Genomic DNA, 14217 nt, shown 5'->3' with positions numbered 1-14217 from the left:
CCCGAGGCAACCGAACCTCACTTGCCGAGGATTTCCTTTTCCTTGCCCGCGAATACCTCGTCGAGCGACTTGATCATGTCGTCGGTCAGCTTCTGGACTTCGGTTTCGCCGCGCTTGCGGTCGTCTTCCGAGATTTCCTTCTTCTTCTCGTCGGCCTTTAGGTTCTCGATACCATCGCGGCGCACGTTGCGCACGGCGATGCGGGCCTTCTCGGCATAAGAACCGGCCAGCTTGGCGAGTTCCTTGCGGCGCTCTTCGGTCAGGTCCGGGATCGGCAGGCGCAGGGTGTTGCCGTCGTTAATCGGGTTGAGGCCCAGACCTGCCGAACGGATCGCCTTCTCGACGGGTCCGATGTTCGACTTGTCCCACACCTGCACCGAGAGCATGCGCGGTTCGGGCGCGGAGATGGTCGCGACCGAGGTAATCGGCATCGAACTGCCGTAAACGGTGACCGTGATCGGCTCCAGCAGCGCGGTGTTGGCGCGGCCGGTGCGAAGACCCGAGAGGTCGTGCTTGAGCGAGTCGATCGCGCCCTTCATGCGGCGTTCGAGATCGGCCTTGTCGTACTTGGCCATAATTCAGGCTCCCTTCTGGACGAGCGTCTTGGTTCCGCCCCCGGCGAGGACAGTGGCAAGGTTGCCTTCCTCACGGATCGAGAACACGACGATCGGAATCGAATTGTCGCGGCACAGCGCCACGGCGGAGGCGTCCATCACCTTCAGGTTGTCGGCAAGGACGGTATCGTAGTCGACGCTGTCGTAACGCTTGGCGTCGGGATTGGTCTTGGGATCGCTGTCGTAGATGCCGTCGACACTGGTGCCCTTGAGCAGGGCGCAGCACTTCATTTCGGCAGCACGCAGCGCCGCACCGGAATCGGTGGTGAAATAGGGAGCGCCCACGCCCGCGGCGAAGATCACCACGCGGCCTTTTTCAAGGTGGCGCTCGGCGCGGCGGCGGATCACCGGCTCGCAGACCTGGTCCATCTGCACGGCGGACTGCACGCGCGTTTCCACGCCGATCTGCTCCAGCGCGTTCTGCATCGCCAGCGCGTTCATGACAGTCGCCAGCATGCCCATGTAATCGGCCTGCGCTCGGTCCATGCCGCGCGCCGCACCGGCCATGCCGCGGAAGATATTGCCGCCGCCGATGACCAGGCAGATCTCCAGACCCGTCTCCTTGGCAGCCTTCACTTCCTTGGCCAGCTCTGCAACGAAATCAGGATCGATACCGAACTGCTGGCTCCCCATAAGCACCTCGCCCGAGAGTTTGAGCAGGACGCGTTTGTAGGGGGAGGATGACATGCCGCTTGTTCTCCTGGGGGGAATGGTGGCACGGGCTTTAGGAGCGCCAGCGCCCGTTGCCAAGGGGAAGAGCGCGCCTAAAGGGCCTTGTGCCTTACCGTGCGCCAGTATGACCGGGGATTTGAGGGACGAGAGAAGACTTGGGGCCATTGCCCCAGACCCCGTCAGCGTCGGCGCCGCGCGTGCAGATTCGGCGCGCGCTCACGTCGAGAAAGGCTTGGCGCCGCAGGGCTTTATGCTGCTTCAGCCCGCTGCATGAGGGTAACAGGCGGCTGCACCGCAAGCGCCGCGTCTTCAATGATCGCCTTCCGATAGCTTCATGCACGGCGACGACATTAATGGGGGTGCAGGGGGGCTATGCTCCCCTGCTTCTTCACTTACCCCCTGCCCTCAAGCCGCCTCGGCCAAAGGCCCACCGATCGAGCATGCCGCATCCACGCCGAGCACATGCGCAACCCGACCCATAGCCATCCACGCAGCCGTGCAATGTGTCAGGTCGACAATCTCGGCATCGGTCATGACGGACTTGAGCCTGCTCCAGAACGCCTCGTCCTCGCCAAGCCCGCGCGGGTCTTCACCCATGCGCTGCGAGAATTGAACGGCAAGTCGCTCGCGTTCGCTCAGACTGCTCAGGTCGCCGCTCAGGACGGCCTGGTACATGGCTTCGTCCGGCGCATCCGACTGGTCGATCACCCCGCCTTCCACGCCAAGGAGGCGCAAGTCGCGCTGGGCGCGCCAGTTCATGCATACAGTGCAGCCGTTGATGACGGCAGTGGCGATGCGGCAGGCCTCGAACAGGCGCAGCGGCAGCTTGGAGTAGCGGTAGGGCGCCATGGCGAAGACACCGCTGGCCTGGATGATCTCGGGCGAATACTGCGCGGCGAGATCGGGAATTGCGTTCTGGGGCTGGGGATCGAGTTCGACGCGCATGGGTGCCTCTTCCAATTGCGCCCGGACCGCGAGCCCGGGCCGTTTCACACCAGCATTATTGAACGTGCCGGTCGATTGCAGGCTACGCCGCCATCAATCAAAGTCAATCATGTTTGTTTTTCATTGCACCACCCCGCACGATACCTGGGCCAGACCTGAGCCGAAAACGAAACGGGCCGGGAAGCTTTCGCTCCCCGGCCCGCATATCCGTTCCCGAAGGAAGGCGGAAAAATCAGCCCGCGACGGCAGCAGCCACTTCAGCTGCGAAGTCGGAGACTTCCTTCTCGATGCCTTCGCCCAGCTGGAAACGCACGTAGTCCTTGAGGACGATCTTCGTGCCAGCGTCCTTGCCAGCCTGGTCGACGACCTGCTGGATCGGGGTCTTGTTGTCGAGAACGAAGACCTGCGAAAGCAGAGCATTTTCCTTGGCGTACTTGGCGATCGCGCCATCAACCATCTTGGCCTGAACCGCTTCGGGCTTGCCCGATTCGGCAGCCTTTTCGGCGGCGATCTTGCGCTCGCGCTCGATCAGCTCGGCGTCGAGGTCTTCGGCGTTGAGAGCCAGAGGGAAGGCAGCGGCGATGTGCATCGCGATCTGCTTGCCGAGAGTTTCGAGCACGTCAGCCGCAGCTTCCGATTCGAGAGCGACGAGAACGCCGATCTTGCCGAGGTTCGGCGCAGCCGCGTTGTGCATGTAAGGAACCACGAGGCCCTGCGACACTTCGACGGTCTTCAGGCGGCGAACCTGCTGGTTCTCGCCGATGGTTGCGACGTTGTTGGTCAGCTTGTCCGACACGGTGCCGCCGTCGGGATAGGCAGCGGCCTTGAGCGCGTCAACGTCGTTGCCGGCAACGCCCAGCGCGACTTCGGTGGTCTTGCGCACGAAGTCCTGGAACTGGTCATTCTTGGCGACGAAGTCGGTCTCGGAGTTCACCTCGACGGCGACGCCCTTGGTGCCGGTGACGGCAACGCCGACCAGGCCTTCAGCGGCGGTACGGCTGGACTTCTTGGCGGCAGCGGCCAGACCGCGAGCGCGCAGCGCGTCGACGGCGGCTTCGAGATCGCCATTGGTCTCGTCGAGAGCCTTCTTGCAGTCCATCATGCCGGCGCCAGTGCGCTCGCGCAGGTTCTTCACGTCAGCGGCGGTATAAGCCATCGCTCAAATCCTCTTTGCTGGGGTGGAGGCCATCAACAGGCCTCTGAATTGCCAGAGCTGCGTAGCAGCCCGGAACATGGAAGCGCGCCAGGCCCATTGGACCCGGCGCGCGACAATTCCATGACGAAAGTGTCGTCGGCCGGGGCCTATCAGGCCTCGACGGTCTCTTCGACCGGAGCGTCCATGGCACCGATGTCGATGCCGCTGTCGATCACGGCTTCGCGGCCGCCCTTGGTCGCTGCCTTGGCGATCGCTTCGCAGTACAGGCGCACGGCGCGGCTGGCGTCGTCGTTACCCGGGATCGGGAACGAGATACCCTGCGGGTTCACGTTGGTGTCGAGCACGGCAACGACCGGGATGCCAAGGACGTTGGCTTCCTTGATGGCCAACTCTTCCTTGTTGGCGTCGATCACGAACATCACGTCCGGAATGCCGCCCATGTCGCGGATACCGCCGAGCGACATCTCGAGCTTGTCGCGCTCGCGCGTCAACTGCAGGACTTCCTTCTTGGTCAGACCGGCGGTGTCGCCCGAAAGCTGCTCTTCAAGAGCCTTGAAGCGCTTGATCGAACCCGAGATGGTCTTCCAGTTGGTGAGCATGCCGCCCAGCCAGCGATGGTTGACGAAGTGCTGGCCGCACGAGCGAGCGGCCTGAGCGATCGGCTCCTGCGCCTGGCGCTTGGTGCCGACGAACAGAACCTTGCCGCCAGCCTGAACGGTCGACTGCACGAAATCGAGAGCGCGCGCGAAAAGCGGAACGGTCTGAGAAAGGTCGATGATGTGAATGCCGTTGCGCGCGCCGAAGATGTACGGCTTCATGCGCGGGTTCCAGCGGTGAGTCTGGTGACCGAAGTGCGCGCCGGCTTCGATGAGCTGCGACATGGTAACGACGGGAGCCGCCATAATATATTCCTTTTCCGGTTGAACCTCTGGAAGGCTGGAACCGTGCGGAGATATCCGCTGCGGCACCGGTATGAACGCCTTCCATGTGGATTGCCTGCGAGAGTCGAACCGGACGATCCGGTAGGAATCCCTCAAGCGATGGCGCCCTTACCTCCCTTGCGTGGGAAAAGCCACCCCCAATTCACCGCAAAGGATTGTCACCCTGCCGTCAAAAAGGGTGATTCCTTCCCAAATCAAGAGGATGTCGAGGAACTTGACGCCCACAGGTGGTTTCCCAAGGCATTCCTGGTGATAAATTGATTAACAGATTGAAACATCGGGACCGGCGAAATTTCGCCGGGCAATCAAATGTCCGGTCGGGGGCGCGACTAAGGAAGAAGGTAACTCGCCATGAGTATCGCTCCATCTGTCCTGTTCTCGTTCGCCGCCCTCGCAGCGATCCTTACGATCTGGAAAAACATAGTGGCTGCCCTGCCGGCGATCCGCGGCTTGCGCGCCGAGCTTTCCGATGATGGGGATATACACGTCACCACGCTCGAAACCCGCAGCTTGGCGCCCAACTCAGCCGAAGCACGTAGCCCTCGCTCACGCCGCCACCAGCATCCAAAGCCGATTACTCACCGGCTGCACCATTTCCCGCACCCTGCCCGCGCTGCCTGACGCTTAGCGCACTTATACGGTGATAAAGTGGAACCGGACGCTGCGCTCAGTGCAGCAATTTCATCCTTAGGCGATGGAGACTACGATTTGGGTTGACATCGATGGAACAAAAAGGGAACTAAGGCCTCAAGGAACATTGGTAGAACATATTCGCTTTATCCACAAGGTGTCCACAGCCCGATCGGGGCGGCGGGCGATGGTTCGAAAGGAACGGTCATGACTGCACTCGCCGCCTGCCTCTTTAGCCTTGCTGCGCTCGCCTCTGGCTGGGCCATCCTGTTCAGCGCAATTCGCTTCGGCCCCCGCGCGATGGCACTGCGAGCACAGCTGGCAAGCTGCCCCGGAACGATGGTGATTGAATGGAAAAGGATCGAGCGCGTGGCAGTGCCTGCACTCGCCGTGCTCAGAAAGCGTCCGTCGCGTCGTATGGCCGAACGACCGGGGCTGGAATGGCCGATGCTGGAAATTGCCGCCTGACCTTGGCGTAAGTTATCAGGCCGATCGGGATCAGCAGCAGATAGGCAATGGTGATCGCTGCCAGCGTAAACCACGTCTCGGTCAACAGCGATGCGACCGTAAGGCCGACCAGCGCAAGAACACCAAGCCGCAGCGATCCCGGCGGACGCATTCGCGACCAGCCTAGCGTCGGGATGCTGGAGATCATCAGGAAAGCGTTCAGCACCATCCACAGGCTCACTACCACGGGATTGGCGAATTCCGGGCGACCGCTGGCGATACCCAGATACATCGGCAAAAAAGCGAGCCCAGCACCGATAGGCGCGGGAACGCCGGTCAGGAAGCCGGCAGCCTTGTGCGGCTGATCCAGCATATCAAGGCGCGAATTGAAACGCGCGAGGCGCAGCACACAGCAGATCGCGAAGGCGAGCGCGGCGATCCAGCCAAAGCTCGGGATCTCATGCAGCGTCCACAAATAGACAATCAGCGCCGGGGCTACACCGAAGGAAATCGAATCGGCCAGGCTGTCGAGTTCAGCGCCAAAACGCGTCTGCGCATTGAGCATGCGCGCTGCACGCCCATCGATTCCATCGAGCACACCAGCAAGAATGATTGCCAGGATCGATTTTTCGAAATTTCCGTCGATGGCAAAACGGATGCCGGTAAGGCCCGAGCACAAGGCGGCGACGGTGATCGCATTGGGCACGATCGCCCGCACCGAAAGACCCGCCGCAAGCCGGCGGCGGGGGCCGCGACCTGCAATGGAATCCTCCGCCTCCAGGCCCGGGTCCGAAATCACTGGGCGATACCCTCGATCACCGAAGCGCTGGCGAGCTGCGCAAGGACGGTTTCGCCAGCGATGATCTTCTGGCCCATCAGCACCTTGGGCTCGGTGCCTGCGGGCAGGTAGACGTCTACGCGGCTGCCAAAGCGGATCAAGCCGATCCGCTGACCGCAGGCGATAATGTCGCCCGGCTTGACGAAAGGTACAATGCGGCGAGCGACAAGGCCGGCGATCTGCGTGAAGCAGATGCGCAAACCGTCACTACGTTCGACCAGAATGTGCTGGCGCTCGTTCTCTTCGCTCGCCTTGTCGAGATCGGCATTCACGAACTTGCCGGGGATGTAGATCACCCGCTTCACAGTGCCGGCGATCGGCGTGCGATTGATGTGAACGTCGAACACCGACATGAAGATCGAGATGCGGGTTACCGGCTCGGACGGCATCGGCGCGGAGCCGCTGCCATCATCGACCGTAAGTTCACGCGGAGGCGGAACCTTGCCGATCAGCGTGACCAGACCGTCGGCGGGCGCGATGATCGCCCGCTCGTCCTGCGGGGTAACGCGCACCGGATCACGAAAGAAGGCAAGCACGCACAGCGTCAGCACGGCCAACGGCCAGCCCACCCAGGGGCCAAGCAGTATCCAGCCGATCAGCGCAATGACGGCGGCTATGGCGCCGAACTTGCGGCCTTCTGGGTGAATGGAGGGCCACTGCCACGACGCTTCGCCGCGACCCTGATTATCGAGAATATCTCCGGGCATCGCTCTCACCTAGACAGTGCGCACTAGTACCGCAATGCCGCTGGCCTTGCGCTGTTCCCCAACGGGGACGACGCCTGCGGATAAATGCGGCTATTGTGCGATTTTTGGGGGATGCCCCTGAGCGGGGCGACTGCCGGCCCGACCTCAATCGGTCGGGCGGGCAATGGTGGTGGACAGGGCTGGATTCGAACCAGCGTACGCTTGCACGGGCAGATTTACAGTCTGCTGCCTTTAACCACTCGGCCACCTGTCCACACCAGTTGCTGGCTGCTGGAAACCCCCACAAAAGTGGGAAAATCCGGCGTTGGTCGAAGCCCCGAAAGGGACCTCGTTGCCGAGGAGCCGGCCCTATGTAGAACCGAGCCTTGCCTGTCAATGCCCTCCCTGTCAGAGGGGGCAAGAAATTTGCAATATTCGGTTTTTTCGAAAGGACGATGAATGAACAAGCGTGGCAGCGGACGGGGTGACCCCGAAGGCGAAGCCCGCCCGGCAAAGGCCCTGCGTGGCCGGGCCGGCCGGATGAAGAACGGGCGCGGCAGTGGCAAGGCCGGTTCCGGGGCCGTGCGCCTGTGGGGCCGCCATGCGGTCGAAGCGGCGCTGAAAAACCCGGATCGCGTCCATCGCAAGCTGTGGGCGACACGCGAGGGTGTCGAATCGCTCGACGGTGATCTGCCCGCCGACTTCGCAGTGGAATGGGCCCAGCCCGCCGACCTCGCCCGTCTCGTGGCGCGCGATGCCCCGCACCAGGGACTGGTGCTCGAATGCGACCCGCTGGATGACATATTCCTCGGCGACGTTCTCGAAGGCGACCCCACCCGTCCCGTGATCGTGCTCGACCAGGTCACCGACCCCCACAACGTCGGCGCGATCATGCGTTCGGCAGCAGCGTTCAACGCCTGCGCCATCGTCACGCAGGATCGCCATGCGCCGGTCGAATCAGGCACCCTGGCGAAATCCGCCTCGGGCGCTCTGGAAGTCCTGCCTTGGGTGCGCGTTGTAAACCTTGCCCGCGCGCTGGAGGAAATCGCCGAGGCCGGTTACTGGCGAATCGGCCTCGACGGCGCGGCAGAAGTGACTTTGGGCGAGGCACTGCCCACCGGCCCTGTCGCGCTCGTACTCGGCGCCGAAGGCGACGGCATGCGCCACAACATCACCCAGCACTGCGACGCGATCGCCAAGCTACCGATCAGCGAGGCGATGGAAAGCCTCAACGTCAGCAACGCGGCAGCCATCGCGCTCTATGCAGCGGCGACCCGCGTCACCGAATAAGTTACGAGGTATCCGCCCCGGTGAACCGGGGCGGATACCCAAACGGGCAATTGAAAGTTTCCCGGCAATCGACCCGTTCATACAGGTCTTCGCCCGGCTGGCCGGTACTTTGCGTGCTCCGCCCTCAGGGCGGCAGGCATGCATAGGCCTTAGCCGGCAGCTACCGAGCTCGCGTCGACGCGTATCGATACTCACCCACAGCGAGTCCCTGTCCAACAACGCCGACCAGGCCAGCACCTCGCCCCAGGCAGGCAACTACTGTCGCGGAAGGTCAATCCGCGCACCGCGGCGGCGCCGACGTGCTGGTGAAGCTTTGACGCTAGAATTGCGGGACAACGCTGCCCGCATTCGCCTTGGCTGGCCGCTCCAAGCGATTCAACCACATTGGATGCGTTTGCCCAATCCCCCTGCCCTCGCGCTACCTTCAGAACCAGCAGCCACGCGCGCAGCGCGTCGCAAAGGTAATCCTCGAACGTGTCGAGACCGGCGTATCCTTGATGGCGAGATGCGATGATGCATCCGCCAGCCTCTGTCAGGCTCCGGCTGCCTGTTGCCCAAACGAAAAACGCCGCGCCAACCCCATTGGGCTGGCACGGCGCGATCCGATCGACCTGTGAGGCGTTACAGGCCGCCTGTCATCTTAGTTGACGGCATCCTTCAGGCCCTTGCCGGCCTTGAACTTCGGCTGAGCCGAAGCCTTGATTTCCATCGGCTCGCCGGTGCGCGGGTTGCGGCCGGTCGAAGCCTTGCGCTTGGCAACCGAGAACGTGCCGAAACCAACGAGGCGAACTTCATCGCCCTTCTTCAGCGAACCCGTGATGGCCTCGAAAACGCCTTCGACTGCCTTGGTGGCGTCGCTGCGGGTCAGGCCGCTCGAATCGGCAACTGCGCTGATGAGATCGTTCTTGTTCATTATGGGAACCCCCTTAGCTTTCAGTGGAGCGGATAGTGATGCAATTTCAAATTCGCCTCTGGAGCGGCGACGGAATGGAGCGGGTTTTCAACAAGGTGGCAAGGCCTAAACAGGTTCAAAACTCGCGATTTATCGCGTTTTCCCGCCGCTTTCCCAGTGACTGGACGTTGTGCGGCGCAGCATGGCCTACCGACTCGCCGAGCCCGCATTTCACTGCGCCATAACAAAGGCTACCGGCAGAAAACGCGCATGACGCTCTCTTCCGGGACGGGATGTTGTGAAACCCCGGTAACCTGACACACGTGAATTCGATCAACGCGTTTGCGACCGAATGCGAGGAACGCAGGCACAAAAAAAGGCGGCCCGAATGCGAACCGCCTCTTTGAGCAGCCCGGTCCGAAGACCGAGCCTTTAGCCCTTGGCTTACGCCTTGGTGTCGCTGATGCGACGCTCGGCGATACGCGCGCGCTTGCCGGTACGACCACGCAGGTAGTACAGCTTTGCACGACGCACCACGCCGCGGCGAACCACAGTGATCGAATCGATGTTCGGCGAGTAGAGCGGGAATACGCGCTCCACACCCTCACCGAAGCTCATCTTGCGAACGGTGAAGTTCGAACCCATGCCACGGTTCGAGCGCGCGATGCACACGCCCTCGTATGCCTGGACGCGGGTACGGACGCCTTCGACGACCTTCACGCCGACGCGGACGGTATCGCCCGGACGGAATGCGGGGATGTCCTTGGCGGCCTTGGCGATTTCTTCGGCTTCGATCTGCTGAATCAGGTTCATGAACCCAAATCCTTTTTCAATGCTGCGCGCCAGAGGCAGACTAGACCCGAGCGTCCCTGTGACGCTCCCATAGATCAGGCCTGCGTAACCGTGTGTCTTCGTCCGCCCTTTGTTTCCGCCAGGCAGCGATTTTCGCGTGATCCCCCGATCGCAGCACTTCGGGGATCGCGCGCCCTTCCCACATAGGCGGTCGGGTGTAGTGCGGGTACTCGAGCAGACCGTCCTCGAACGATTCCTCGGCCCCGCTGGAAGCCGCGCCCATTACTCCGGGAAGCAGGCGAATGCAAGCATCCAGAACCATCAGCGCAGCGCATTCTCCGCCCGACAGGACGATGTCGCCGACCGAGACTTCCTCGACGTTCCGACCGGCAAAAATGCGCTCGTCGAAACCCTCGAAACGGCCACATAGCAGGGTAACGCCCGGCCCCCCTGCAAGCTCGCGGATGCGGGCCTGCGAGATCGGCTTCCCGCGCGGCGTCATGGCCAGCACGGGCGCGTGAGGCGCCAGTTCACGGGCATGGTCGATGGCCGCCGCCAATACGTCCACCTTGAGCACCATGCCCGCGCCGCCGCCTGCGGGCGTATCGTCGACGGTGCGGTGCTTGTCGGCCGCGAAATCGCGGATATGAACGGGGTTGAGCGACCACTTGCCCTCCGCCATCGCCCTGCCCGCAAGGCTTACGCCGAGCGGCCCGGGAAACATCTCAGGGTAAAGGGTCAGAACGGTGGCCGCGAAAGTCATGGCTGCGCGAATGCCGCCGTGATGACCAACCTGTCACCGTCCCACTCGGGCACGGCAGCGGGGGTCATTGGAACCATGAAGCGGCGCTTCTTGCCGTCTTCGCCGACCGGGCACTCGATCTCGATGACATCGCCGGCACCGAAATTCTCAACCGCGATGCAGACCCCGAGCGCTTCGCCCTCATCCGAGACGGCAGGCAGGCCCAGCAGGTCGGCGTGGTAGTACTCGCCTTCCTCCAGCGCCGGCATTGTCGAGCGCGGTACGGTGAGAGCAGTACCGCGCAGCTTTTCAGCCGCGGTACGGTCTGTCACTTCGGCAAAGCGGGCGATGGCGCCGCCCTTGCCGTCGTCCTTGAGCTTGGAAACGGTCAGGCTGGAATCGTTGAAGGCGCGGTAGCGCTTGAGCGCGGCCACGCCTTCACCGAACAGCTTGAGGCGAACTTCGCCCGTCACGCCGTGCGCACCGATGACGGCGGCAAGCGTGACGGAGCGATCGTTACCAGGCTGAGCCAAGACTTACGCCTCGGTCGATGCCTCGGTGGCCTCGGCAGCAGCTTCTTCAGCAGGAGCTTCTTCGGCCGGGGCAGCAGCAGCGGCAGCGGCGGCTGCAGCGGCTTCGGCAGCAGCTTCTTCAGCTTCGCGGATCTTGGTGGCGCGATCTTCAGCGCGCTCCTTGGCCTTCTTGCCCGGCTCTGCCTTGGTCGGGTTCACGGAAGCGGCGCGCTCCTTGATGCCGGCCTTGTCGAGCATGCGTGCAACGCGGTCGGTCGGCTGGGCGCCAACGCCGAGCCAGTAACGCACGCGGTCTTCGACCAGACGAACGCGATTCTCGTCTTCCTTGGCGAGGACCGGGTTGTAGGTGCCGACCTGCTCAAGATAGGCGCCGTCGCGCGGAGCGCGCGAGTTGGCGACGACGATCTTGTAGTAAGGGCGCTTCTTGGCGCCACCGCGGGAGAGACGGATCGAAACGGACATTTGCTGTTACCTTTCTGATAAACTTAAAGAATGCGTGTGATTATTTCTTGAGAAACTTGCTGAGGTCCGGGCCGCCGGGACCACCAAGGCCGCCCATGCCGCCCATGCCGCCGCCAAGACCCTGACCGCCGAGGCCCGGCATGGCGCCGTCGAGGCCGCCCTTGCCGAACATCGCAGCCAGACCCTTGAGGCCGCCCATCTTCTTGATCTGCTTCATGGCCTTGGCCATCTCCATGTGCATTTTCAGCAGCTTGTTGACGTCCTGGACCTGAGTGCCCGAACCCTTGGCGACGCGGATCTTGCGCTTTGCATTGAGCAGCGCGGGATTGACGCGTTCCTTGGGGGTCATCGAACCGATGATCGCATCCATGCGCAGCAGCACGCGGTCGTCCATGCCGGACGCCTGCATCGCGGCCTTGGCTTTCTTCATGCCGGGCATCATGCCCGCCAGCATGCCGAGGCCGCCCATGGACTGCATCTGCTTGAGCTGCATACGCAGGTCGTTCATGTCGAACTTGCCCTGGTCCATGCGCTTGGCAAGTGCCTCGGCGTCCTCGACCTTGACCGCTTCGGCCGCCTTCTCGACCATGGAGACGATGTCGCCCATGCCCAGGATGCGGTTGGCAACGCGACTGGGGTGGAAGACCTCGAGGGCCTCCATCTTCTCGCCGGTGCCTGCGAACTTGATCGGCTTGCCGGTGACCGCACGCATCGAGAGCGCTGCGCCGCCGCGCGCATCGCCGTCCATACGGGTCAGCACGACGCCGGTGAGATCGACCTGGCCCGCGAAGGACTGGGCGACGTTCACGGCATCCTGGCCGGTGAGCGAATCGACGACGAGCAGCGTTTCACGCGGGGTCGAGATGGCGGCTACCGCCTTCATCTCGTCCATGAGCTGCTGGTCGACGTGGAGGCGGCCTGCGGTATCGAGCAGCAGCACGTCGACAGCCTGCAGGCGCGCGGCCTGCATAGCGCGCGTGGCGATCTCGGTAGGCTGCTGGCCGGCGATGATCGGCAGGGTGGCGACGCCGACCTGAGTGCCGAGCACCTGAAGCTGTTCCTGCGCCGCCGGACGGTTGACGTCCAGCGAGGCCATCATGACCTTCTTGCCCTGCTTCTCCTTGAGAAGCTTGGCGATCTTGGCGGTGCTGGTGGTCTTACCCGAGCCCTGGAGGCCGACCATCATGATGACGATCGGCGGTACGGCTTCAAGGTCGAGGCCCGGCGTGTCTTCGCCGCCCAGCGTGTCAATCAGCGCGTCATTGACGATCTTGACGACCTGCTGACCCGGCGTGACCGAACGCAGGACGTTCTGCCCAACGGCCTTTTCAGTGACCTGATCTATGAAGCGGCGCACGACCGGAAGCGCGACGTCGGCCTCGAGAAGGGCAATGCGCACTTCGCGCATGGCGTCGAGAACGTCCTGCTCCTTGAGCGCACCACGCCCACGCAGCTTGTCGAAGACGCCGCCAAGGCGATCGGACAGAGAATCAAACATGGTCGCTCCTATCGTCACTCCGGGCGAACATGGGCCGTTCACTCCAATCATGGCCGGGTCGATCAAACCCGCCGCGAAACGCAAAAAACGCCGGTGAGCGAAACCTCGCTGACCGACGTGCATGACTTTATGCGAAAAACGCCGGTGGACGAAACCTCGTCAACCAGCGCGGTCGCAATCATGCGAAACTGCAATGTCAAATCGATCAAAAACCAACTTGTTTGAAATGGTGGAGCCTAGCGGGATCGAACCGCTGACCTCCTGCATGCCATGCAGGCGCTCTCCCAGCTGAGCTAAGGCCCCAATCATTTCAGCAGGTTAACCCTGGGAGGATCAACCCGTTCCCTTGTTTTGCGGCGTTCCGTAGAGGCCGTTCCGCTTGGGAGGCCGCCATCTAGTGGCGGTCGGAAATCTTGGCAAGAGGAAAATTCGAAGGCATTCGATTTTTTTTCGGATGCCGCAGTCTCGGCCTTAAAATCCGCAGGCCGCGGATCCGGTGGCGCCCGCCCTTGCCCCTTGAGGGAACGGGCGAGCGCCGCGCTCAGACCTTAGTTGTCGATGTCCTTGTCGTCGTCACCGGCACCGATGCCGAGATCGTCGTCACCACCGAGGTCCACATCGTTGTCGGGTGAATCCTCGTCCTCATCGATGTCCAGATCCTCTTCGGCCAGATCGGAGTCTTCGGTCTCGACGACCTCCTTCTTCTGGATCTGCTCATAAGGAATCGGCTGCTTCGACTTCAGCACCGGCTCGGGGTGCCATGCGTTGCCGCATTCGATGCAGGTGACCGGGTCATCCTTGCCCAGGTCATAGAAGCGGGTGCCGCATTTCGGGCAGCCGTGCTTGGCGCCCCATTCAGGCTTGGCCATGGAAAGTCCTCAGTCTTGCCCGTCCCAAACGGCGCGGGCGTAAATTTCATGTCTTGATGGTGAGGCGCGCCCACTAGGTCAAGCGCCGCAAATACAAGCGTGCTTGCCCCATCAGGGCGCGCGCCTTGCCATAGGCGGCACGCGCTGTCAAAAGCCGGCCCGATTTTCAGCCCCTCCCGCCCCGGAAAGGCCCGATACTGGGAGCCCTGA

The 14217-nt window shown here is 62.6% G+C and carries 16 protein-coding genes and 2 tRNA genes; 2 read left to right on the top strand and 16 right to left on the bottom strand.

Translation table 11 applies throughout. From position 1 onward, the window contains the following. Positions 1-17 precede the first annotated feature (17 nt). The 5 genes from frr to rpsB all read right to left on the bottom strand — a co-directional run bounded on the left by frr (position 18) and on the right by rpsB (position 4289). Entirely contained in the window at positions 18-575 is a 558-nt protein-coding gene (frr, locus tag GVL61_RS20380) for a ribosome recycling factor (RefSeq protein WP_059150612.1), read from the bottom strand. A gap of 3 nt (positions 576-578) precedes the next feature. Further along, positions 579-1301 carry a UMP kinase gene (pyrH, locus tag GVL61_RS20375; protein WP_043977554.1) on the bottom strand — a complete coding sequence of 241 codons (723 nt, stop codon included), beginning with the start codon at positions 1299-1301 and terminating at the stop codon, positions 579-581. 390 nt (positions 1302-1691) lie between these two features. Next, the gene (locus tag GVL61_RS20370; RefSeq protein WP_159982493.1) at positions 1692-2231 is read right to left on the bottom strand and encodes a carboxymuconolactone decarboxylase family protein; all 540 of its coding nucleotides are present in this window, start codon (positions 2229-2231) and stop codon (positions 1692-1694) included. 232 nt (positions 2232-2463) lie between these two features. Continuing rightward, the gene (gene tsf, locus GVL61_RS20365; RefSeq protein ID WP_159982492.1) at positions 2464-3387 is read right to left on the bottom strand and encodes a translation elongation factor Ts; all 924 of its coding nucleotides are present in this window, start codon (positions 3385-3387) and stop codon (positions 2464-2466) included. 149 nt (positions 3388-3536) lie between these two features. Then, positions 3537-4289, bottom strand: a complete 753-nt coding sequence (gene rpsB / locus GVL61_RS20360; RefSeq protein ID WP_159982491.1) for a 30S ribosomal protein S2 — start codon at positions 4287-4289, stop codon at positions 3537-3539. Positions 4290-4679: 390 nt separating this feature from the next. On the opposite strand from rpsB, the gene GVL61_RS20355 reads away from it, so the two are divergent. Further along, positions 4680-4949, top strand: a complete 270-nt coding sequence (locus tag GVL61_RS20355) for a hypothetical protein (protein WP_159982490.1) — start codon at positions 4680-4682, stop codon at positions 4947-4949. Between the two features lie 403 nt (positions 4950-5352). Here GVL61_RS20355 and pssA read toward each other — a convergent pair whose 3' ends face one another. From pssA to GVL61_RS20340, 3 genes are all read right to left on the bottom strand, one after another. Further along, complete coding sequence (gene pssA / locus GVL61_RS20350) at positions 5353-6204, bottom strand: CDP-diacylglycerol--serine O-phosphatidyltransferase (protein WP_159982489.1); 852 nt, start codon at positions 6202-6204, stop codon at positions 5353-5355. After that, a complete protein-coding gene (locus GVL61_RS20345; RefSeq protein WP_159982488.1) occupies positions 6201-6950 on the bottom strand; it encodes a phosphatidylserine decarboxylase in 750 nt (249 codons plus the stop codon). The genes pssA and GVL61_RS20345 overlap by 4 nt, the downstream gene beginning before the upstream one ends. A gap of 167 nt (positions 6951-7117) precedes the next feature. After that, positions 7118-7203 (bottom strand) — tRNA-Tyr (locus GVL61_RS20340). A gap of 185 nt (positions 7204-7388) precedes the next feature. Between GVL61_RS20340 and GVL61_RS20335 the strand changes: the two genes are divergently transcribed. Further along, complete coding sequence (locus tag GVL61_RS20335; protein ID WP_159982487.1) at positions 7389-8219, top strand: RNA methyltransferase; 831 nt, start codon at positions 7389-7391, stop codon at positions 8217-8219. A 640-nt stretch (positions 8220-8859) separates the two neighbouring features. Here the strand turns inward: GVL61_RS20335 and GVL61_RS20330 are convergent. From GVL61_RS20330 to GVL61_RS20295, 8 genes are all read right to left on the bottom strand, one after another. Continuing rightward, positions 8860-9132 (bottom strand): HU family DNA-binding protein, encoded by a 273-nt coding sequence (locus GVL61_RS20330; RefSeq protein WP_159982486.1) that lies wholly within the window; start codon positions 9130-9132, stop codon positions 8860-8862. Between the two features lie 423 nt (positions 9133-9555). Next, entirely contained in the window at positions 9556-9924 is a 369-nt protein-coding gene (gene rplS / locus GVL61_RS20325; protein WP_159982485.1) for a 50S ribosomal protein L19, read from the bottom strand. A gap of 40 nt (positions 9925-9964) precedes the next feature. After that, positions 9965-10666 (bottom strand): tRNA (guanosine(37)-N1)-methyltransferase TrmD, encoded by a 702-nt coding sequence (gene trmD / locus GVL61_RS20320; RefSeq protein WP_159982484.1) that lies wholly within the window; start codon positions 10664-10666, stop codon positions 9965-9967. After that, a complete protein-coding gene (rimM, locus tag GVL61_RS20315) occupies positions 10663-11178 on the bottom strand; it encodes a ribosome maturation factor RimM (RefSeq protein ID WP_159982483.1) in 516 nt (171 codons plus the stop codon). Before rimM ends, trmD begins: the two co-directional genes overlap by 4 nt. Positions 11179-11181: 3 nt before the next feature. Next, positions 11182-11640, bottom strand: a complete 459-nt coding sequence (gene rpsP, locus GVL61_RS20310) for a 30S ribosomal protein S16 (RefSeq protein WP_159982482.1) — start codon at positions 11638-11640, stop codon at positions 11182-11184. Positions 11641-11680: 40 nt separating this feature from the next. Next, positions 11681-13138 carry a signal recognition particle protein gene (gene ffh, locus GVL61_RS20305; protein ID WP_159982481.1) on the bottom strand — a complete coding sequence of 486 codons (1458 nt, stop codon included), beginning with the start codon at positions 13136-13138 and terminating at the stop codon, positions 11681-11683. Between the two features lie 227 nt (positions 13139-13365). After that, positions 13366-13441, bottom strand: a tRNA-Ala gene (locus GVL61_RS20300). Positions 13442-13686: 245 nt separating this feature from the next. Next, entirely contained in the window at positions 13687-14007 is a 321-nt protein-coding gene (locus tag GVL61_RS20295) for a TIGR02300 family protein (RefSeq protein ID WP_159982480.1), read from the bottom strand. Positions 14008-14217 lie beyond the last annotated feature (210 nt).

It is taken from the genome of Novosphingobium sp. 18050 (assembly GCF_902706195.1).
Lineage (GTDB): Bacteria > Pseudomonadota > Alphaproteobacteria > Sphingomonadales > Sphingomonadaceae > Novosphingobium.
This window is presented reverse-complemented; position numbering and strand designations above follow the sequence as displayed.